The organism is Donghicola eburneus (genome assembly GCF_900115865.1).
Lineage (GTDB): Bacteria > Pseudomonadota > Alphaproteobacteria > Rhodobacterales > Rhodobacteraceae > Donghicola > Donghicola eburneus.
Genome location: NZ_FOXY01000006.1, coordinates 89,124 through 109,926, shown reverse-complemented (window position 1 = coordinate 109,926; position 20,803 = coordinate 89,124). Strand labels below are relative to the sequence as shown.

Here is a 20,803-nt window from a genome sequence, read left to right as displayed (position 1 = left end):
GTCTCTGATTGATAACTCAAAGAAAACAGTCGCTCTGAAATCACGCCATTAACCAAATCTAAATACGCCGCGATTTATCTTGACCGGTTGGACCCAAACTCGCTGGACCACAGCGCACCAAAAATCCAACAAACATCTGATTTAATTTAAATTTTCTGGCCTCACGCAGCCCGAAAACTCAACACAGAAACGCGTTCATCCGAAAATTTCTTGAAAAATCAGACGTAAAATCAGAGGATTTAAATGCGGCCATACCCGCAAATACTATTTTAGTACATTTATGGTTCATTGTTAACCAAATTTGCATGTTTCTCGGCACGAATTGTGTCGGCTCCGTATCGATTTCTATCGGGCGAGCATCGTCGCTGGTCCTGTTTTGTGTTTAATGAGTTGGGTGTCATGATCTTATCAGACAGTTTTTCGGCCTCCCAAGATCAGCCTCTGGGCTACGTAAGCAGTCCTCCACCAGCCTACTTAAGGCCGGATCAAACGTATGCCCTATATTACAAACGCGCCTTCGACATTTGGCTCACAGGAATGCTCCTGTTGCTGGCTGCGCCTTTCTTGCTTCCCATCGCGCTGGGACTGAGCGCGCTCATCTCCTTTGACGGATACAATCCGATTTACACTCAACGCCGGGTCGGGCGGCACGGGCGGATCTTTCGCATGTTCAAGTTCCGCACCATGGTGCACGACGCAGATAAGCGGCTCGAAGACTATTTGGCGCGCAATCCGGATGCGCGCGAAGAGTGGGAAACCCATCAGAAACTGCGCTACGATCCTCGCATTACGATGGTTGGCCGGTTTCTTCGCAAAACCTCGCTCGACGAGTTGCCTCAACTGCTAAATGTCCTGCGTGGTGAAATGAGCCTTGTCGGTCCGCGCCCAATGATGGTGGAACAGTCCGCCTTTTATCCCGGTCGCGCGTATTATCTGACTCGTCCCGGGCTCACTGGTCCATGGCAAGTGTCCGACAGGCACAGCACCAGCTTTATCGATCGGGCTGCGTATGACGACGCCTACCTGCACAAACTCAGCTTTCGTACCGATCTTCGCCTTCTTTTCAGTACTATTTTCGTCGTGCTGAGAGGGACCGGGGTCTGACCCCCAATAGACATTCTTCAGGGACGCTTTTCAGTGATCAGACTTTTCCTTGCCCTTTCTCTCATCCTGACTTTGACCGCTTGTGACTCGTCCGAGGAACGCGCTGAAGAGCATTACCAAAACGCCCTCTCCCTATTGGCCGATGGCGATTCACCAAGAGCGCTGATTGAGCTTCGCAATGTACTCAAGCTGAAGAACACTCATTTGGAAGCACGGCGGCTCTACGCGGACACTGTAATCGCGGCAGGCGAAGTGGCCGAGGGTCTGGCGCAGTACATGCGCTTGGTCGAGCAGCAGCCGGAGGATGGCGCAGCGCAACTTGTAACTGCGCGTCTGCTGATGGAAAGCTTTTCATACGAAGAAGCCGAGCCGTACGCGTCCAATGCGGCCACGTTGCTGCCCGACACCCCAGAAGCGCGAGCGATCGACGCGGCTGTCGACTACCAACTTGCCCTCCGCGCGAAAGATGCGCAGACACAGCAGAGCGCGATCACGCGTGCCGATCAAATTCTTCAAGATCACCCAGACCAGTTTTATGCCGCCCAAACAGTGATGGCAGGCCTGATCGAGGGGGGACACTGGTCCAGATTGCTTGATCAAGCAAATGCGACCCTAGAGTTTCATTCAAAAAGCTTACCGATCCATCGCGCGCGCCTCATGGCGCTCGAACGACTCGGGGATCTGAGAGGGATGGAAGACGCCTTACTCCAAATGGCGGAGAACTTTCCCGAAGATCCCAGCCTAGGTGTGAAGCTCGTGAATTGGTATACGCGCCAAGGTCGCTTGGCCGACGCAGAACGCTGGCTAAGAGAGCAAACGGGGACCGAGCCGGAAGCACGCGAATTACTGATTGCGTACATCAAGGAAACCCGCGGACCAGAGGCCGCATTGACCGACTTGAACCAATCACTTTCCTCCGAACCTGAGGCCTTCGACATCGCTGCGCATCGCGCGCGTTTTCAGGCGCTTCGTGCGGCTCTGCGCTATGAATTGGGTGAGACAGACCAGGCGACCTTGGAATTAAAGGCTTTGCTCAAAGACGCCCCCGAAAGCGAAGCTACCGACCGCACACGCATCGCCCTTGCCGCTATCCTGAGTGAAACGGGGCAGCATAGCGCGGCCCAAAAGCTTGTGACCCAAGTCTTGAAGCACGACCCAGCACAGGTTGATGCGCTGCGCATGCAGGGCGATTGGTTGATTGATGAGGACAAGACAGGCGACGCGGTAATCACGCTGCGCAAAGCGTTGGATCAAGAACCCGATAACGCGCTGGTTCTGGCGACCCTTGCGCGCGCATACGAGCGCGAAGGCAGCCAAGACCTAATGTCAGACGTACTCATGCGGGCGGTTGAGTCTGCAAGTTACGATCCCGCCTTAACCCTAAAGATGGTGGAGGTGCTGCGGACCCAAGGCCAATTGCCCGCCGCCGAAAACCTGACGCTGGAAGCGTTGCGCCGTCAAAATACCAATCTCCAACTCCTTGGCACACTCACGGAAATCCACATCGCGATGGAGGATTGGGGCCGCGTCACGCAAGATATTCACCGCATGCGACAACTTCGGAGCGACGCGGCGGCACACCTTGCAGACCAGCTCGAAGGGCAGCAGTTGATCCAGCGCCGCAAGACCAAAGAGCTGATGCAGTTTGTCGAGAACCAATTGGACAACGACACGACCGGTGCCGCTATGGTGATCCGGAGCATGATCCTAGACAATCAGATGGCCGAAGCTGCGAACTACGCCAAGGCGGCTTACACCGCACAGCCAGAGGATCCGGTTGCCTCTTTCCTTTATGCAACCACATTAGGGCACATCCATCAGGACGCGGAGGCCATCGCGCTCTTTCGCTCGTTGGTCACAGATGACCCAACACTCAGAGACGCATGGATGGCCATGTACAATCTGCACCAGCGCGCTGGTGAGATGAAAACTGCCCTTTCGGTGATCGAAGAGGCACTAGATCATCTGCCCCAAGACGCGGGTCTGAAATGGATACACGCAAGCCATATGCAGGCGATCGGCGAGACGGATCAGGCAATCGCCATTTACGAAGACCTATACGCCCAAGACAGCGGCCAAGAGATGATCGCAAACAACTTGGCAAGCCTTCTTTCCACCGAACGCGATGATACGGACAGCCTGAATCGTGCCTATTTGATCGCGCGTCGACTGCAGGGCTCGACCTACCCCCCCTATCAGGACACGTATGGCTGGATCGCTCTGAAACGGGGCGAAGTCGCGCAGGCTCTGGAGCATCTGGAGCCGGCGGCTTCTGCGCTGAACGGCGATCCAACCGTTCAATACCATTTGGGCATGGCGTATGTCGCGGCGGGTCAGGCACAAAGCGCTCAAAGCACCTTGGTATATGCCTCCGAATTGCTGATGGATCATCAGGACGAAATGCCAGAACTACAGGCACTGGTGACAGCCGCGCTGGCCTCTTTGGCAGCCGCCCCGACAGAGATCGTCACCGAGTAAGCAAATATCATCGCAGATTTGCAGAAAAGCGGCGAGGCTTGCGTCTAAGTTGTTTATTCGAAAGCTGATATAACGTATACTTGCAAAGGCTTTTGTTTAGGTAAAGCGGCGACTTTGCAGCGATCTGCCACAGCGCTCTTCTCATCCCCGCCGTGTTTAACGAGGAAAAAAGATGGCATTTCTCCGGACCCTGCGCAGTGTCCTGCGCCTCGCGTTTTTGGCTTTTGTACTGGCGTTCTCCGCCATCGGGTCAGGCGCGACTGCTGATAACTACCGGATCAAAGCCGGCGACACCCTCCAGATCGAAGTCCTCGAAGATACAAACCTGAGCCGTCCGGTTCTGGTTCTACCTGACGGCAACATAACCTTTCCGTTTGCGGGAACGATCCGTGCTGCAGGACGAACCGTCGGCGCCGTGCAATCTGCGATCGTATCGCAACTAGCGCCGAACTTTAATGTCTCGCCTAACGTTTTTGTCAGTGTCGCGTCGTTAGCTCCACCCCGCGCACCAACCGTCCCGATCATCCGGACCTACGGTGTTTACGCTATGGGGGAAATCAACACACCTGGCCGTTTGGACATCGACACCAAAGAAGGCGTTACCATCCTGCAGGCTATCGCGACCGCCGGCGGCTTTAGCCGTTTCGCAGCGACAAACCGTATCGAACTGCGCCGCGTTAATCCCAAAACGGGCCTCGAGACGACGTATATCTTCGACTACAAACGGGGGCGGGGTATCTCTGGGGCAACACCTCTCCAAGAAGGAGATGTAATTGTGGTTCCCGAACGGCGGCTTTTCGAATAAAGTTGCTTCAAACCCGCAAAATAGCGGGAGCTCTGGAAATTAGGGCGTTTGAGGCAGCATAGTAGGTCGATCCAGTGCGATCACCTGCGCATAGGAAAGTTCAGGCGATGAGGTCGAGTCAGCGGCTCTATCAAGTATTCTCGTTTTCAACAGTTACACTTCTGGCCTGTACGGCGTCTGCTCAAGAGGACGGCTCGTTGGGCAATGAGACGAGATTTGGCATCTCCTCTGAACTAAGCAGCGAAAGCAATGCCGCGATGGACCGCCCGTCCGAGGGCGACACCAACACCTTTGCCACGACCCTAAGCGCGGGCATCAGCCGCCGGACCAGCATCGAACAGTTGGACATCGACGGCTCTGCCGCTCTGACCTTTTCCGAAGAGCCAAACGACTCCGTTGAAGATGTCACAGATCCGAGCTTGCGTCTGTTCTACCAGCGCGAGGGCGCTGGCAGTACTCTACGCGCCGTTAGCCGTGCCGAAGAGCAGGACGTCACCTCGGTCTCATCGATTTACGACCCCGAAACAGGCGAAGTCACGATCACGCCGGACGACGGGCGGCAGCGTCTCCTGAATCAGTCGGTCACGCTGGAATTGCTCAAGGACATGCCGATTGAGCTCGACATCTCTGCCGAGCGCGGGGATGTGCGCTACTACGACACAACCGCGCCGACCTATTACGACAGCAGCACCGCTGGCGGAAGCTTGGCCACGCGACTTCGGCTGTCTCCGGTCACTACGATGAACGCGCGGCTTCGGTACAAGTACCACGAGGCCGACAACCTGCAAAACACCGAACGCGAGACCCGCAGCGGCGAAGCTGGGATCAGCTATGCCATCGACCCGACGAGCACACTCAACTTTGCCACGGGATACACCACGGTCTCGACCACGGCCTCTGGCCTAGAAGAGGAGGAAGCGGGCGCGACCTTCAACCTTGGCTACGACAAGGAACTGATCCGCGGCAAAATTGGTATCGATCTCGATCGTGAGATCGCCGCCACGGGCGCGCGCGATGCCCTGACTTTTACGCGCACCTTCGAAATGCCGAGCGCTGCATTGGCAGGCGAATTCGGCCTGAGCCAAAATGAATCCGGTGATAGCACTTGGATCGGGCAGATGACCTACAGCCGCGAGTTCAAGCGCGGCACCTTCGGGATGAACCTGATGCGTGACGTCAGTGCCACGGACACTGGCGGCGACCGCGTCGTGTCGACCCTTGGCTCCGCGTGGACCCACGAAATCAACAGCTTGTCACAACTGTCGCTAAACGGAAACTATGGAGAGGTTGATTACCTGAACGGCAGCAACCCAACATCGTGGCAGGCCGATCTGTCGCTGGATTACGACCACCAGTTGACACGCGACTGGGTTCTGACAACGGGCGTCAGCCAGCGACGCAACATGCAAGAAGGCCTTGATGACGCAATTTCAAACAAGGTCTACATGCAGATCAGCCGCGATTTCACGTTCAGCCACTGATCCTACATTAACCGAATATTAGGAACAATCTTGCCTGATGGGGCAACATTGGTTCCGGTTTCATTAGGCGCAGTCAGTCTACTCTGTTAGGGTGACTGCGTTTTTTATGAGTTTTTTCGGGTAGGCACGATGGCATTTTCATCGACAGAAGCACGCGCTATGCGCGGCGGGCAGAGCCGCTTTTCGGGCGGGTTTTGGGGAATTCTCCTGCTCTCGCTCAGTTCGCTGCCAATCTTCTGGCTTGGATTTGCGGATCTATTGGACGCCTGGAGCCGACCTGAATACAGCCACGGGCCACTGATCCCGATCATCTCGCTCTATCTGTTCCTGCGCGAACTGCGAGAGCTGCCTCCTGCTGACCCTGCACCAAAAGACCGCGCGCTCGGGATCGGCGTGACGCTCGCTGCGCTATTGGTCGCCCTTCTTGGAAATGTGACCCGAATTCCCGATATCGTCACCTATGGGTTCATCCTGTGGATGGCGGGACTCGTATTGACCTATTTCGGCGCAAGACGTGGGCGTTTGCACATGCTGCCCGTGTTTCATCTGATCTTTATGCTGCCCCTACCGCAGTTCCTATACTGGAACCTAACGACATTCTTGCAGGGCGTTAGCTCTGAAATGGGCGTTTGGATTGTGCGTGCGTTTGGTGTCCCTGTTTACTTAGAGGGCAACATCATCGACCTTGGGGTCTACAAACTGCAGGTTGCCGAAGCCTGCTCTGGCCTGCGTTATCTGTTCCCAATTCTGAGCTTTTCGTACCTCTTTTCAATCCTGTACAAAGGGCCGCTCTGGCACAAAGCCATACTCTTGCTGTCTGCTGCACCGCTGACGGTCGCTATGAATTCCGTGCGGATCGGGATCATTGGGTTGTTGGTCAATAGCTATGGCATCGAGCAAGCCGAAGGCTTTTTGCACTTTTTCGAAGGCTGGGTCATTTTTCTGACCTGTATCGCTATCCTCTTCGCGATGGCGTGGCTTTTGCAGAGGACGGAACATACACCCCGCCCCCTTCTTGATGCGCTTGATCTAGATTTCGACGGACTGCTGCCAATTGCCAGTCGCGTCACCCAGATTGCAGCATCGCGCGCAGTCTACGGGATCACGGCGGTGACGATCGGGCTAGCCGCGACTTGGGTCCTTTGGCCAAGCACGGCGACGACAACGATCCACCGCGAGCCATTCGTCCTCTTTCCAAGAGAGATCGGACCTTGGCATGGGAGCACTTCGACGCTCGAGCCCGAAATTGAGCGTGTGCTTGCAGCAGACGACTATCTGAACGCGCATTTCGTTACCTCGGACACAGGACGCGCAGCGAACATGTTCGTGGCATACTATGCTCGCCAGACCGAAGGCCAAGGCATCCATTCCCCCGAGGTTTGTCTGCCTTCGTCAGGTTGGGAAATCTACGAGATTGCGCCCTTTACGCTACAAACTACGGGAATGTATGGGGCATTCTCAGTCAACCGCGCGATCATCCAGAACGGGACCGCACGGCAACTCGTTTACTACTGGTTCGAACAGCGTGGCAAACGGCTCACCAACGATTTTAAGGCAAAGCTGTCTGTCCTGAGCGATAGCCTCATCCAAGGCCGCACCGATGGCGCTTTGGTCCGCTATGTGACACCGATCTATCCGCAAGAAGTCATCGCGCAAGCAGATGCCAGACTACAGGATTTAATAGAACGAAGCCTGACCCGCTTGCCAAACTTCGTTCCGTTTTAGGGTAGCTTAGTCAGAACCGAACAGATCGCGGCTAAAGACCTTATCCGCAACATCGGAAATATCGTCCGTAATACGGTTCGCCACGATCACGTCTGCCTCGGCCTTAAAGGCATCCAGATCATTGACCACGCGCGAGTGGAAGAATGTATCTTCCTCCAGCACAGGCTCGTAAACAATGACCTCAATCCCCTTGGCCTTCACCCGCTTCATGATGCCTTGAATCGAGCTTTGGCGGAAGTTGTCTGATCCAGCCTTCATAACCAGTCGGTAAATACCCACGATTTTGGGGCCTTTGGCGACGATGCTATCGGATAGGAAATCCTTACGGGTCCGGTTTGCATCTACAATCGCGCGAATGATGTTCTGCGGCACTTCCGAATAGTTTGCGAGCAACTGCTTGGTGTCTTTGGGCAGGCAATAGCCGCCATACCCAAAGCTTGGGTTGTTGTAATGGCTGCCGATTCGAGGGTCTAGGCCGACGCCCTCAATGATTTGACGGCTGTCGAGGCCAAGCGCCATCGCATAGCTGTCAAGCTCGTTGAAATACGCAACGCGCATCGCGAGGTACGTGTTCGCGAAAAGCTTGATCGCTTCAGCTTCGGTCGAACCGGTGAACAAGACATCGACATCTTTCTCGATCGCGCCCTCGAGCAGAGCGTCCGCGAATTTCTTTGCCCGTTCGCTTTGCTCACCCACAACGATCCGGCTGGGGTGTAGGTTATCATACAGCGCCTTGCCCTCGCGCAGGAATTCAGGGCTGAAGATGACCTGATCCGTGCCGAGTTCCGCAGAAAGACGATCGGTGTAACCCACTGGAATCGTTGACTTAATGATGATTGCGGCTTTGGTATTGACGGCAAGAACGGTCTTGATCACTGCCTCGACACTACTTGTATCGAAGTAATTGTTGACGGGATCGTAGTTGGTCGGCGTCGCCACGATGACGAAATCCGCATCCGCTGCTACGCCCGACAGGTCTGTGGTCGCCGTGAGATCGAGGTCTTTGCTGGCCAGATATTCTTCGAGCTCTGCGTCGACGATCGGGCTTTTGCGGGCGTTCACATCTGCCACCCGCTGTTCCGAGATATCGACTGCAACGACCGGGTTGTTCTGAGCCAACAGAACAGCGTTCGACAAGCCCACATACCCAATGCCAGCGACAACAAATTTCATCTCTTGTATCCCGTCTTCAAATCTGGACCCGTCTTTCATGTTCACGGGCATCGGGAACGGTCTATCAGCATCGACTACTATTGGAAAAGAGCGGGTTTTCAGAACCCTGCCAGAAAGTACCGGAGAGCCCGGCGCAAGCGCCAAGCCCTCCGGCGAGCGGCTAACTGAAAGGCATAATTCCGCTCCTGCGCATCACAGTATGCGCGGGCAACTGACTGTTTCTGATTCTGCGGAGGAAGGGCGCCGCCTTGGCAGCAATGACACGATCACAAAGACCGCGCCGCCAAAGACGCTCGCGATCAGACCGGTGGTGCCGAACGCAATTCCCAAGCACCACAGAAGCAGCGCAGAAGAATACACGGCAATAATTCCAGAAACCAATCCGCCTAACATGGCCAACCTACACAAAAACACCGAAACGGTATGGAACAATCCCTTGTAGATCGCCTCAATGTTTCGGCGCGTTCAGGGCGAAAATACGGCAAAAATTAGGCCGGAGTACTTTATTCTAATCAGACTTACAAAAAGCCCTGCACCCGACCTTCATGCAAAACCCCCGTGCAAGCGCATCCATCCGAAGCATCAGCACGCGGCCTTTGAAAAGGCCGGATTCATTATGATATTTTAGATAGTTACATTCAAAATACAGTATTTCTGTCGCGTAAACGGAATTTAAAAACTGTCAGTATTTTTGTTGAGTTATGCTGTTGAAAGGTGGAAGCTTTTTTCGACAAGCTGACCTGAGTGAGAAGACAGGCCTTTTTTATGACTGATTTTGAGCGGACACCTTTGTCCGACGTGATCCTTGTGACTCCTCGTCGATTTGGGGACCACCGCGGTTTTTTCTCGGAGAGCTGGAGCGCGCGGGCGTTTGCGGAGCAGGGTCTGGACTACGCCTTTGTGCAGGACAATCATTCGCTGTCGTCGCAGGTCGGGACCGTGCGGGGGCTGCATTACCAAAGCCCGCCCCATGCGCAGGCCAAACTGGTGCGCTGCGGGCGTGGGCGGATTTTTGATGTGGCGGTCGATGTGCGATCGGGCAGTGCGACTTACGGGCAGTGGTTCGGGGTCGAGCTGAGCTTCGAGAATGGCAAACAGCTTATGATCCCCGCAGGGTTTCTGCACGGGTTCATGACCCTCGAGCCGGACAGCGAGATTATATACAAATGCACAGATTTCTACGCCCCCGAATGTGACGGCGCCGTGCGCTGGGACAGCTGCGGGATCGAGTGGCCCGATGTGGGGATCGACCCTGTCTTGTCCGAGAAAGACGCGGCCGCCGTGCCGCTCTCCGAGTTCAAAACCCCTTTTTAAGACCAAGGAATTCCCATGAAGCTTCTCGTCACAGGCGGTGCAGGATTTATCGGCTCTGCCGTGGTGCGCTTGGCCATGTCCCGTGGCCATCAAGTCGTGAATGTGGACACGCTGACCTATGCTGCGTGCCTCGATAATGTGGCGATGGTGGCGGACAGCCCCGATTATGCCTTCGAGCAGGTGGATATCCGTGACCGCGCCGCGCTGGATGCGGTGTTTGCCAAGCACCAGCCAGATGCGGTGATGCATCTGGCGGCGGAGAGTCATGTAGACCGATCCATCGACGGCCCGGCGGACTTCATCGAGACGAACGTCACCGGCACCTTCAACATGCTGGAGGCCGCGCGCACCTATTGGACTGCTCAGGGCAAGCCCGAAAGCTTCCGCTTCCACCATATCTCGACCGATGAGGTCTTTGGATCGCTCCCCAATGATCCCAGCGTGCAGTTCACCGAAGACACGCCCTATGATCCGCGCAGCCCCTATTCTGCCTCCAAAGCCAGCAGCGATCATCTGGTTCGCGCCTGGCACGAGACCTATGGCCTGCCGGTGGTGTTAACCAACTGCTCGAACAACTACGGCCCCTATCACTTCCCCGAGAAGCTGATCCCCGTGATCATCCTGAACGCCCTCGCGGGCAAAGCCCTGCCGATCTATGGCGACGGCTCAAACATCCGCGACTGGCTCTATGTCGAGGATCACGCGGATGCCCTGCTGCTGGTCGTGGAAAAGGGCGCCGAGGGCCGCAGCTACAACATCGGCGGCGAGAACGAGCGCACCAATCTGGAGCTGGTCAAAACCCTCTGCGCCATTCTCGACCAGAAGCGCCCCAAAGAGGCGGGCAGCTACGCGGACCAGATCACTTTTGTCACTGATCGTCCGGGCCATGATGCGCGCTATGCCATCGACCCCTCGCGCATCCGCGAGGAACTCGGCTGGCGCCCCAGTGTCACCGTCGAAGAGGGTCTGGGGCAGACCGTCGACTGGTATTTGAACAACGAGAGCTGGTGGCGTGCCCTACAGGACCGCCACGGGGTGGGCGAGCGTTTGGGGGTCAAGGCATGATCCTTGTCTTCGGCCAATCGGGACAGGTGGCGCGCGAATTGGGGCGGCTGATCCCCGACGCGACCTTTCTGGACCGCGCGGCCTGCGACCTGAGCGCGCCGACCAATTGCATCGACGCGATCCTCTACAACCGCCCCCGTGCGGTGATCAACGCGGCGGCCTACACCGCCGTCGACAAGGCCGAGAGCGAAGAAGAGCTGGCCACGGTCATCAACGGCCACGCCCCCGCTGCCATGGCCCGCACCTGCGACGAGCTGCACATCCCGCTGGTCCATATCTCGACCGACTATGTATTCGACGGCAGCGGCACCGACCCGCGCGGTCCGGACGATGCTACCGCTCCGGCAAACGCTTACGGCCGCAGCAAACTGGTCGGCGAAGAGGGCATCCGCGCCAGTGGCTGTGCCCACGCGATCATGCGGACCTCTTGGGTGTTTTCCTCGCACGGGAACAACTTCGTCAAAACCATGCTGCGCCTGTCGGATACGCGGGACATGCTGAACGTGGTCTCGGACCAGATCGGCGGCCCGACGCCCGCCCGCGACATCGCCTATGCCGCCATGGCCATGGCCGAGGCACTCATGGTCGACCCAACCCGCACCGGCACCTACCACTTCTCGGGCACCCCTGATATATCTTGGGCCGACTTCGCCCGCGAGATTTTCCGTCAGGCGGGCCGGAATGTTGCGATCAACGATATTCCAACCTCTAATTTCCCGACCCCTGCCAAGCGCCCTCTGAATTCGCGGATGGACTGCGATAGCCTGCGGAATTTCACCCTGCGCCGCCCCGACTGGAAAGCGGCTCTGAACACCGTTTTAGAAGAATTGGACGTCATCGAATGACCCAGCGCAAAGGCATTATCCTCGCCGGCGGTTCCGGCACGCGGCTCTACCCATTGACCCTCGCTGTGTCAAAACAGCTGATGCCCGTCTACGACAAGCCGATGATCTATTACCCTCTGTCAGTGCTGATGCTCGCGGGCATTCGCGAAATCTGCATCATCACCACCCCCGCAGACCAATCCCAGTTCCAGCGCCTGCTCGGCGACGGGAGTCAGTGGGGACTAAGCCTCGAATACATCAAGCAACCCTCACCCGACGGGCTCGCTCAGGCGTATATTCTTGCCGAGGATTTTCTGGACGGCGCGCCCTCGGCTATGGTCCTTGGGGATAACATCTTCTTTGGCCACGGGCTGCCGGAAGTCTTGCAAAGCGCAGACGCTCAATCAAAGGGTGGCACGGTGTTCGGGTATCACGTCGCCGATCCCGAGCGCTACGGTGTGGTCGACTTCGACGCCGATGGCACTGCCCGTGAAATCATCGAGAAACCCGCGGTCCCGCCCTCGAACTACGCGGTCACCGGACTCTACTTCCTCGACGGCGAAGCCCCTGCCCGCGCCCGCCAAGTCGCGCCCTCTGCTCGCGGTGAGTTGGAAATCGTCACCCTGCTTGAAAGCTATCTCAAAGAGGGAATTCTAACGGTCGAAAAGATGGGCCGGGGTTACGCGTGGCTCGATACTGGAACACATGGCTCCCTGCTCGATGCAGGCAACTTTGTCCGGACCCTATCGGTCCGCCAAGGCATGCAATCCGGCTGCCCCGAAGAAATCGCCTACCTGCAGGGTTGGATCACCGACGACCACATGCGCCAGCACGCCGAAACCTACAAAAAAACCGAGTACGGAAAATACCTCCAAGGCCTGATCAAAAACTGACGCCAGCGAAGACGCGAGTTTTGTCCACGGTGGCGAAACGGTCCTGTCAGTCAAACTCAGAGATTCGCACGCGTTCGATTTGGGCATATCTCACCCGTGGCGATCACATGGAGGTAGAACGGATGGACTGCCTTGGTGCTTAGAAGCCACCTTAACCGCAGGGCCTGAGCACAAGGCGTCTCTGGAAGCATTCCTTTGGGACCAAAGCAGCGCGGACTTCGGCCGCGCACCTAGCTTTGAGCCGGATCGCAAATTCCAGCCAATCTCTGCCTGCATACTCTCGAAGAACCGCGAAACTTCAAAACACGCATAAGCTGTACTAACGGTCAGAAACCAATCCGGCGCCTTTGCCGCCTCGAGTTCGGAATCGTCAATAAAATAAAGTAGATTTTTTGCGTCTAGTCTTCATGACTTGCCTTCGCAAACCTCTGTATGAGACGATTGTGCAAAAGGTGGGGAGCGAAAGGTAAGAACATGCTCAGAGGAATTCTTCTCTTGTTGGGATTGATGATCCCTCTGACCGCCTTGGCCGAAGCGTTGCCCGAGCGCCGCCTGAACGTCGCGCGAAACGTCGATTACTATGGCGGTGATTTGCAGGCTGTCTTCGATACGGATTTCGACTCCTGCCAAAGGGCCTGTTTGTCCAATCCACAATGTATCGCTTTGACATTTAATACGCGCACGGGATCGTGCTTTCCAAAGACCGGAGTGACCCAGGAGTCTCCCTATGACGGGGCGCTTTCGGCCAAGGTCATTGTTACCCCAGCCGCGACATTAATTGCTGCTGAAACGGCGCGCGCTGATCTAGCCTTTCTGGACGAGACGATGCTGAATCGCGCGACGGAACTCGCGTTAGACATTGGGGTACGCTACGCGCCTGGCAACTTCACGGTCGAGGATTACACGCGCTCAGCCGCGCAGCGCGAGCAAAATGGAGAGATCGCCGTTGCGATGTCGTTTATCGGTTCCGCGATCGCCCTCACGGACCGCGCGGGCCTTTGGACCGAGTACGCGCGCCTCACGCTGATCGCCGCAGAGAAAGAGCGCAGCCGCGGCGCGAGCTTGCGCAGTGACGCGCTGAGCGCTGCGATCAACGGATACCTCTATGCGTCAGACGCGGGCACGCGCGCCAGCGCCCTGTATCAAATGGCGCTTGCGCTCGAGGGTATGTATGAAGGTCGCCGCATGATCCCTGCCCTGCGACTGGCCCAAGACGCACAGCCCCGAGACGAAGCCGCCGATCTACTGGAACATGCGATCAACCGGTACGGATTCCGGATCACGGGCAACACGGTCGAGAGCGATCTTGCTGAACCACGCATATGTGCCGAATTTTCCGAGCCACTGGTTGAGGGCGGTGTCGATTACGCCAATTTTGTCAGAAGCGCGACGCAGGGCCTTGCCGCCGAAGCGGATGCCAATCGCCTTTGCGTCACAGGCGTGACCCACGGCGCGCGCTACCGGATCACCCTGCGCGAAGGCCTGCCAGCCGCGAGCGGCGAAACACTACAGCGCGATGTTGATCTGACAATGTACGTACGCGATCGCAGCCCGTCTTTGGCCTTTACCGGTCGTGCCTATGTACTGCCACGCGGCGCAGATCCAGCCATTCCGATCACAACGGTTAACACCCAGTCTATTGACCTGACACTCTATCACGTGAGCGATCGCAATCTGATGCCCGCCATTCAGGACCGGATTTTCGGGCGCCCGCTGAACGGATACGAAGAACGCCGCCTTTCCAACGGCGTCGGCGCTAAGATTTGGGAGGGCAGCGCAGAGGTTGGGATGGAACTGAACCAGAGCGTCCTCACGCGCCTGCCAATGAAGTCGGCTCTGGCGGGTCAGCCCACGGGTATCTACGCCCTGCAAGCCAGTATCCAAGGCGATCCCGAAGCTGCCGCAACCCAGTGGTTTGTCCTGTCCGACATGGGACTGACAACACTGAGCGGTGTCGACGGCCTGCATGTCTTTACCCGTAGCCTGACCGATGGCACGGCGCGGCGCGGAGTCAGGTTAACGCTCATCTCGCGGTCAAACGCCATTCTTGGCACCGCTCAAACGGACGAGGACGGCTACGCGCGGTTTGCCAGTGGTTTGCTCCGAGGCACGTCAGGCGCCGAACCTGCGCTTGTCATGGCGCGTAGCAACAGCGACATCGCTTTCTTGTCTTTGCTCGATCCAGAGTTTGACCTGTCAGACAGGGGGGTCGCGGGGCGGCCACCTGCGGGCCCAGTTGACCTTTTCCTAGCGACCGATCGTGGTGCGTATCGTGCGGGCGACCGAATTCGCGCGACCGCCCTAGCCCGTGACGAAGAAGCCAAAGTGATCTGGAACCTGCCGCTGACCGCGCTTCTGCGCCGTCCTGACGGGGTCGAATACAGCCGGACTCTGTCAGGGGTAGGTGCAGCGGGCGGGCATGTTTTTGACCTGCCAATAAGTCAAACTGCGCCGCGCGGAACATGGGAACTGCAAATTTTTGGCGATCCAGATGCTCCAGCCTTGGCCAGCACCAAGGTTCTGGTCGAGGATTTTCTACCCGAACGCTTCGACTTCGGCCTTAGTCTGCCGCCGCTCTTGCGGGCGGGTGAGATGGCCAATCTGGATGTCGATGCAATGTATCTCTTCGGCGCGCCAGCGAGCGGCTTGCCAATCAGCGGAACGCTTCGTGTGACTGCCCGCGACGGTCTGGCAGACTATCCAGGTTATTTCTTTGGCCGCCATGACGAACCCCTGCCCCCCGCCTATGCCGCCCTGCCAAACGGAACGAGCACCGACACCGAGGGAATGGCCTCTTTGCCAATAACGCTCCCGTCGGTTGAGGCCGCAGATCGCCCGTTGAAACTGACAGTCACCGCGCAGATGACCGAAGGGTCAGGCCGACCGGTCGAGCGCGAGATCGTACGTGATCTGGCCCCTGCCACGCCTTTGATCGGCGTGAAGCCCCTCTTTGACGGCACTCTGTCCGAGGGCAGCGAAGCGGCTTTTGACGTGATCGCGCTCAATCCCAGCGGTCAGCCTATGCCCATGCCGGTCACGTGGACCCTGAACCGGATCGAGACGACGTATCAGTGGTACCAGCTCTATGGTGACTGGAACTGGGAGCCGATCACCACGCGCCCCCGCATCGCCGCAGGGACAGCCGAACTGGGGCTAGAGCCAGTTGAGATTACAAACCCCATCACATGGGGCGAATACGAATTGGTGGTCTCCCGAAATGATGGCGCGGGCTATCTAGAGACCTCGGTTGCCTTTGACGCCGGATGGTACGCCGCCGCCGATGCCGCCAGCACGCCCGACACGCTCGAACTGTCCTTGGACGCAGAGCGCTACGCCGCAGGCGACACGGCGAAGCTACGGCTCGTGCCACGCTACGCAGGCACCGCATTGATTACCGTCCTTGGCGAAGGGCTGATCGACATGAAGGCGGTCAAAGTCAAAAAGGGCGAAAATATAGTTTCGTTGCCAGTGACATCTGGTTGGGGGGCGGGCGCCTATGTGACCGCCAGCGTCGTCCGCCCGATGGACTCAGAGCAAAGCTTGATGCCCACTCGCGCTCTAGGACTGGCCCATGCAGGAGTCGATCCAGAAGATCGCGATCTCGAAGTGTCCCTGAGCGTGCCCGACACCGCCCGCCCCAGAGCCCCTCTGACCGTTGACTTGCAAGTCGAGAATGCGGGCGACAAGCCGCTTTATGCGACAATCGCTGCGGTTGATGTGGGTATTCTGAACCTGACCCGATACGACGCGCCAAATCCAGAAGCGCATTACTTTGGCCAGCGCCGCCTTGGCGTTGGAATCCGTGATATCTACGGCCGCTTGATCGACAGTCTGAACGGCGCGAGCGGAACGGTCCGTAGCGGCGGCGACGCCGCTGGCGCGATGTCGATGCAAAGCCCGCCCCCGACCGAAGATCTTGTGACCTTTTTCACAGGAATTGTCGAATTGGACGAGACGGGCAAAGCGCAGGTGACCTTCGACATCCCTGCATTTGACGGACAACTGCGCTTCATGGCGATTGCGTGGGGGGCCCAAGGCGTGGGCAGCGCCCAAGCCGATGTCACGCTGAGCGATCCCGTGGTGGTCAGTGCGAGCCTGCCGCGCTTCTTGGCCCCGAACGACACCAGCACCATGCTGCTGGAATTGACCCATACCGATGGCACATCAGGCGAGATGGCGCTAGAGGTCACCGCCCCCGAAGGTATTCTGCTGGGGGATTACCCTGCGACCATCACGCTCGGCGAGGGAGACAGCAAGTCGATCAGTATCCTGCTGAGCGCCTCTGCCGTCGGCGATCCCGAAATAAAGGTTGCTTTGACCACGCCGGATGGAGTGCGGCTGGAACGTTTGCTTCGGATGCCCGTGCGTGCAAACGACCCAGAGGTTGCGACAACGCGCCGGTTTGAACTGGCCGCTGGGGACACCTTCACCTTTAGCGATGACGTCTTTGCGGGGCTTCGCAAGGGCACGGGCCGCGCGGTGCTTTCGGCTGGTCCTCTGGCAACCTTTGACGCGCCAGGCCTGCTCGCCACCCTCGACCGCTATCCCTATGGGTGCACTGAACAAATCACCTCTGCCGCGCTGCCACTGCTTTATTTCGATCAAGTGGCGAACGCTCTTGAGATGACCGAGGCCGAGGATTTATCCGCCAAAGTGAACCACGCGATCACCGAGATTCTGACGCGCCAGTCCAGCAATGGTGGCTTTGGCTTGTGGTATGCCGATAGCGGGGATTTCTGGCTCGATGCCTACGTGACCGACTTCCTGACTCGCGCGGATATGGCGGGCCACGACGTGCCACAACGCGCTCTGCGCTCCGCCTTGGATAACCTACGTAATCAGGTGAACTACGCTACCGACTTTGACGAGGGCGGTCAGGATATTGCCTACGCCCTTATGGTGTTGGCCCGCGCAGGGGCCGCGAATATGGGTGATTTGCGCTATTATGCGGACGTGAAGGCCGAGGATTTCGCCACCCCGCTGGCGGCAGCGCAGCTGGGTGCCGCTTTGGCCGCCTACGGCGATCAAACCCGCGCGGACCAGATGTTCCGGCAGTCGGCCCAGATGATTGGCACGGCCGCAGTCACCACCGCCATGCGGAGCGACTACGGCACCACATTGCGGGATACAGCGGCCCTCCTCGCGCTCGCGACCGAAGCGGGCAGCACCGTCATCGACAAAGAGGCGCTGACCATGGCTGTCACCCGCGCCTCGGACCCACGCTCGACCCAAGAGGCGGCTTGGACCTTGCTCGCGGCCCATGCTTTGGTCGATGACCCCGAAACAAATGCGCTTCAGATCGATGGTGCGCCCGTCAGTGGCCCCCTCGTGCAATTAGCAGAGGGCGACGAAGAAACCGATCCAGTCGAGATCACGAACACAGGCGCGGACACGCCCCTGACGCTGACTACATTCGGGGTGCCAGAAGTTCCCTTCCCTGCCGGGGGCTATGGCTACCAAATCACACGGCACATCTTTGATCTGGACGGGAACGAGGTCACAACGGGCAGCTTTGTATCCGGTAATCGTTACGCAGTCGTGTTAGAGGTCACACCAACCGAGCCCCACGAGGCCCGCCTGATCGTCGATGATCCGTTGCCCGCTGGATTCGAGATCGACAATCCAAGCCTGATCCGCAGCGGGGATGTCAGTAGCCTGTCTTGGATCGAGCCAATTGACACACGCATGACACAGTTCCGCAGCGATCGCTTTGTCGCGGCAGTTGACTGGACACGCCCCGAACGATTTAGGCTGGCCTATATCGTGCGCGCCGTCACCCCAGGGGGCTATCACGCCCCGGCCGCGAGCGTGCAGGACATGTACCGTCCACGCTATCGCGCAGTCTCTGAAACCGCCCGGATCACTGTCACACCATGAGATACGCGCTGCTGGGATTAGCCGTCGTGCTAACCCTGCTCGCAGGGGTGCGCGACCGCTTTGACCAATGGATTGCAGACACAGTTTTGCCCCCCTTAGTGCAGCAAACCTCTGTAGAGGTACTGGACGAAAGCGGGCAATTGCTACGCGCCTATACCGTGGATGACGGACGTTGGCGGCTTGAGGCCAGCGTGGCCGGGGTCGACCCAGATTTTCTAAAGATGCTCGTTGCTTACGAGGATGGCCGTTTCTATCAGCACAAGGGGGTCGACCTGTGGGCCATGGCGCGCGCACTCGGCCAAGCCATCTGGCATCGCGACGTGGTCTCTGGTGGCTCTACCCTAACGATGCAGGTCGCGAGGCTCATTGAGAACAGCGGGACAGGCCATTTGCAGGGCAAACTGCGGCAAATGCGTGTGGCGTGGGCGTTGGAACGCAGGATGACGAAGGATGACATCCTAAACCTGTATCTGACCCGCGCGCCTTACGGAGGGAACATCGAAGGGATCGCCGCCGCAACGCGCCTTTATTTCGGGAAACCGCCCAAACGCCTGACTCCATCCGAAGCCGCCTTGCTCGTTGCTCTGCCCCAATCGCCAGAGACGCGGCGCCCCGACCGCAACTACGATGCGGCCTTCGCGGCTCGATCCCGCGTCCTCGACCGGATGCTCGCTGAAGGAAGACTGCGGCCCGAACAGGTCGCCTCCGCCCGCGCGGCACCTTTGCCGCAGCGGCGGGCGGCCATGCCTATGCTGGCGCCCCATCTCGCGGACCGCGCCGTTTTGGAACGACCGGACGCTGCGATCCACCGCACTACGCTGCGTGCTGACCTGCAGGCGCAACTCCAACAACTCGCCAAAGAGGCTGTCAAAAACCAACATTCTGGTGTGTCCTTGGCAATCGTGGTCGCCGATCACCGCACAGGCGCAGTCTTGGCCTCTGTTGGCTCTGCGGGATACGAAGAGGCAATCGGCGGCGCAGCTTATCTGGATATGACGCGGGCGGTTCGATCCCCCGGATCGACCCTGAAGCCCTTGATTTTCGGGTTATCCTTCGACCAAGGCATCGCCCATCCCGAGACGATGTTTGACGATCGGCCCATGCGTTTCGGCCAGTATGCCCCTCAGAATTTCGACGGGTCTTTCCGTGGACCTCTGCCACTCCGCAAGGCTCTGCAGCTCTCACTGAACATCCCCGCGGTTGCCCTGACCGAGTCGATTGGCCCCGCCCGCCTGATGTCTGCATTGCGCACCGCGGGGACCGATCCGAAACTTCCGTCAGGGCAGGCTGGACTGGCGATCGCCCTCGGCGGCATCGGCCTGACGCTCGAGGATCTGGTAACCTTGTATGGCGGGCTCGCACGGTTGGGGCGGCCCATGCCCCTCCATTGGCGGCAAGCCGATGTTCCGGCGTCGGCTCACAGACTGATGGCACCGCGTGCGGCATGGCAGGTGGCAGATATTCTGGCGGATTTGCCCCCGCCCGCCGGAGCGCCGCGCAGAACGCTCGCTTATAAAACAGGGACGAGCTACGGACACAGGGATGCGTGGGCCATCGGCTTTGACGGGGCACTCGTGGTCGGAGTTTGGATGGGACGACCAGACGGTACCCCCGTGCCCGGCGCTTTTGGCGGTGATCTCGCGGCACCATTGCTGTTTTCGGCCTACCAACGCGCGACGAACCGGCCCACGCCTTTGCGCCCTGCACCGCCGGACACGCTGCGACTGTCGGGTGCAGCACTGCCGCCGAACCTGCGCGAATTTGTTCCGCGCAACGGCAGTGTTCTGCCGGATTTCGACGCCCCAAAGCTTATCTTCCCACCCGAAGGCGCAAAGCTCACCGCTCTTCCCGAAGGGCTCTTTGCCAAACTTCAGGACGGAGCACCGCCGTTTACGTGGCTCGCCAATGGCGCGCCGGTAGACGTGAATCCGCGTGCACGGCAAATTACGGTGCCTCAAATTGGTGCGGGCTTCAGCAGGCTGACTGTGATTGACGCCAAAGGGCGCAGCGCCAGCACGTCCTTCCAGATCACCGAAGGTCCATAAACCTGAATATTATCTGCAG

13 protein-coding genes are annotated in these 20,803 nt (G+C 58.2%); 12 read left to right on the top strand and 1 reads right to left on the bottom strand.

Going from position 1 to position 20,803, the window contains the following annotated elements; translation table 11 throughout:
* Positions 1 to 399: 399 nt before the first annotated feature.
* The 5 genes from BM225_RS12155 (at position 400) to xrtD (ending at position 7,593) form a co-directional block, all read left to right on the top strand.
* Positions 400 to 1,104, top strand: a complete 705-nt coding sequence (locus BM225_RS12155; protein ID WP_083595531.1) for a sugar transferase — start codon at positions 400 to 402, stop codon at positions 1,102 to 1,104.
* Positions 1,105 to 1,137: 33 nt separating this feature from the next.
* Entirely contained in the window at positions 1,138 to 3,582 is a 2,445-nt protein-coding gene (locus BM225_RS12150) for a tetratricopeptide repeat protein (RefSeq protein ID WP_092464579.1), read from the top strand.
* Positions 3,583 to 3,754: 172 nt separating this feature from the next.
* A complete protein-coding gene (locus tag BM225_RS12145; RefSeq protein ID WP_245780473.1) occupies positions 3,755 to 4,387 on the top strand; it encodes a polysaccharide biosynthesis/export family protein in 633 nt (210 codons plus the stop codon).
* A gap of 107 nt (positions 4,388 to 4,494) precedes the next feature.
* A complete protein-coding gene (locus BM225_RS12140) occupies positions 4,495 to 5,868 on the top strand; it encodes a hypothetical protein (protein WP_143095377.1) in 1,374 nt (457 codons plus the stop codon).
* Positions 5,869 to 5,997: 129 nt separating this feature from the next.
* Positions 5,998 to 7,593 carry a VPLPA-CTERM-specific exosortase XrtD gene (gene xrtD, locus BM225_RS12135; RefSeq protein ID WP_245780472.1) on the top strand — a complete coding sequence of 532 codons (1,596 nt, stop codon included), beginning with the start codon at positions 5,998 to 6,000 and terminating at the stop codon, positions 7,591 to 7,593.
* Positions 7,594 to 7,599: 6 nt separating this feature from the next.
* Here xrtD and BM225_RS12130 read toward each other — a convergent pair whose 3' ends face one another.
* Positions 7,600 to 8,766: a nucleotide sugar dehydrogenase gene (locus tag BM225_RS12130; RefSeq protein WP_092464573.1), complete on the bottom strand. Its 1,167-nt coding sequence runs from the start codon at positions 8,764 to 8,766 to the stop codon at positions 7,600 to 7,602.
* Positions 8,767 to 8,803: 37 nt separating this feature from the next.
* On the opposite strand from BM225_RS12130, the gene BM225_RS21595 reads away from it, so the two are divergent.
* The 7 genes from BM225_RS21595 (at position 8,804) to pbpC (ending at position 20,784) form a co-directional block, all read left to right on the top strand.
* Entirely contained in the window at positions 8,804 to 9,208 is a 405-nt protein-coding gene (locus BM225_RS21595; RefSeq protein ID WP_143095376.1) for a hypothetical protein, read from the top strand.
* Positions 9,209 to 9,531: 323 nt separating this feature from the next.
* Positions 9,532 to 10,080, top strand: a complete 549-nt coding sequence (gene rfbC, locus BM225_RS12120) for a dTDP-4-dehydrorhamnose 3,5-epimerase (RefSeq protein WP_092464569.1) — start codon at positions 9,532 to 9,534, stop codon at positions 10,078 to 10,080.
* 15 nt (positions 10,081 to 10,095) lie between these two features.
* Positions 10,096 to 11,145, top strand: coding sequence for a dTDP-glucose 4,6-dehydratase (gene rfbB, locus BM225_RS12115; protein WP_092464567.1), 1,050 nt, complete (start codon positions 10,096 to 10,098; stop codon positions 11,143 to 11,145).
* A complete protein-coding gene (gene rfbD, locus BM225_RS12110; RefSeq protein WP_092464565.1) occupies positions 11,142 to 11,990 on the top strand; it encodes a dTDP-4-dehydrorhamnose reductase in 849 nt (282 codons plus the stop codon). The genes rfbB and rfbD overlap by 4 nt, the downstream gene beginning before the upstream one ends.
* Positions 11,987 to 12,862 (top strand): glucose-1-phosphate thymidylyltransferase RfbA, encoded by an 876-nt coding sequence (gene rfbA, locus BM225_RS12105; RefSeq protein WP_092464562.1) that lies wholly within the window; start codon positions 11,987 to 11,989, stop codon positions 12,860 to 12,862. The genes rfbD and rfbA overlap by 4 nt, the downstream gene beginning before the upstream one ends.
* A gap of 474 nt (positions 12,863 to 13,336) precedes the next feature.
* Complete coding sequence (locus tag BM225_RS12100; RefSeq protein WP_092464560.1) at positions 13,337 to 18,739, top strand: alpha-2-macroglobulin family protein; 5,403 nt, start codon at positions 13,337 to 13,339, stop codon at positions 18,737 to 18,739.
* A complete protein-coding gene (pbpC, locus tag BM225_RS12095; RefSeq protein ID WP_092464558.1) occupies positions 18,736 to 20,784 on the top strand; it encodes a penicillin-binding protein 1C in 2,049 nt (682 codons plus the stop codon). The genes BM225_RS12100 and pbpC overlap by 4 nt, the downstream gene beginning before the upstream one ends.
* The last annotated feature ends 19 nt before the right edge of the window (positions 20,785 to 20,803 follow it).

Coding starts and splice junctions, on each gene's coding strand:
- BM225_RS12145 (WP_245780473.1), top strand. CDS start 3,755: ATGGCATTTCTCCGGACCCTGCGCAGTGTCCTGCGCCTCGCGTTTTTG.
- rfbB (WP_092464567.1), top strand. CDS start 10,096: ATGAAGCTTCTCGTCACAGGCGGTGCAGGATTTATCGGCTCTGCCGTG.
- BM225_RS12155 (WP_083595531.1), top strand. CDS start 400: ATGATCTTATCAGACAGTTTTTCGGCCTCCCAAGATCAGCCTCTGGGC.
- BM225_RS21595 (WP_143095376.1), top strand. CDS start 8,804: ATGTTCACGGGCATCGGGAACGGTCTATCAGCATCGACTACTATTGGA.
- rfbD (WP_092464565.1), top strand. CDS start 11,142: ATGATCCTTGTCTTCGGCCAATCGGGACAGGTGGCGCGCGAATTGGGG.
- rfbA (WP_092464562.1), top strand. CDS start 11,987: ATGACCCAGCGCAAAGGCATTATCCTCGCCGGCGGTTCCGGCACGCGG.
- xrtD (WP_245780472.1), top strand. CDS start 5,998: ATGGCATTTTCATCGACAGAAGCACGCGCTATGCGCGGCGGGCAGAGC.
- BM225_RS12140 (WP_143095377.1), top strand. CDS start 4,495: ATGAGGTCGAGTCAGCGGCTCTATCAAGTATTCTCGTTTTCAACAGTT.
- BM225_RS12130 (WP_092464573.1), bottom strand. CDS start 8,766: ATGAAATTTGTTGTCGCTGGCATTGGGTATGTGGGCTTGTCGAACGCT.
- rfbC (WP_092464569.1), top strand. CDS start 9,532: ATGACTGATTTTGAGCGGACACCTTTGTCCGACGTGATCCTTGTGACT.
- pbpC (WP_092464558.1), top strand. CDS start 18,736: ATGAGATACGCGCTGCTGGGATTAGCCGTCGTGCTAACCCTGCTCGCA.
- BM225_RS12100 (WP_092464560.1), top strand. CDS start 13,337: ATGCTCAGAGGAATTCTTCTCTTGTTGGGATTGATGATCCCTCTGACC.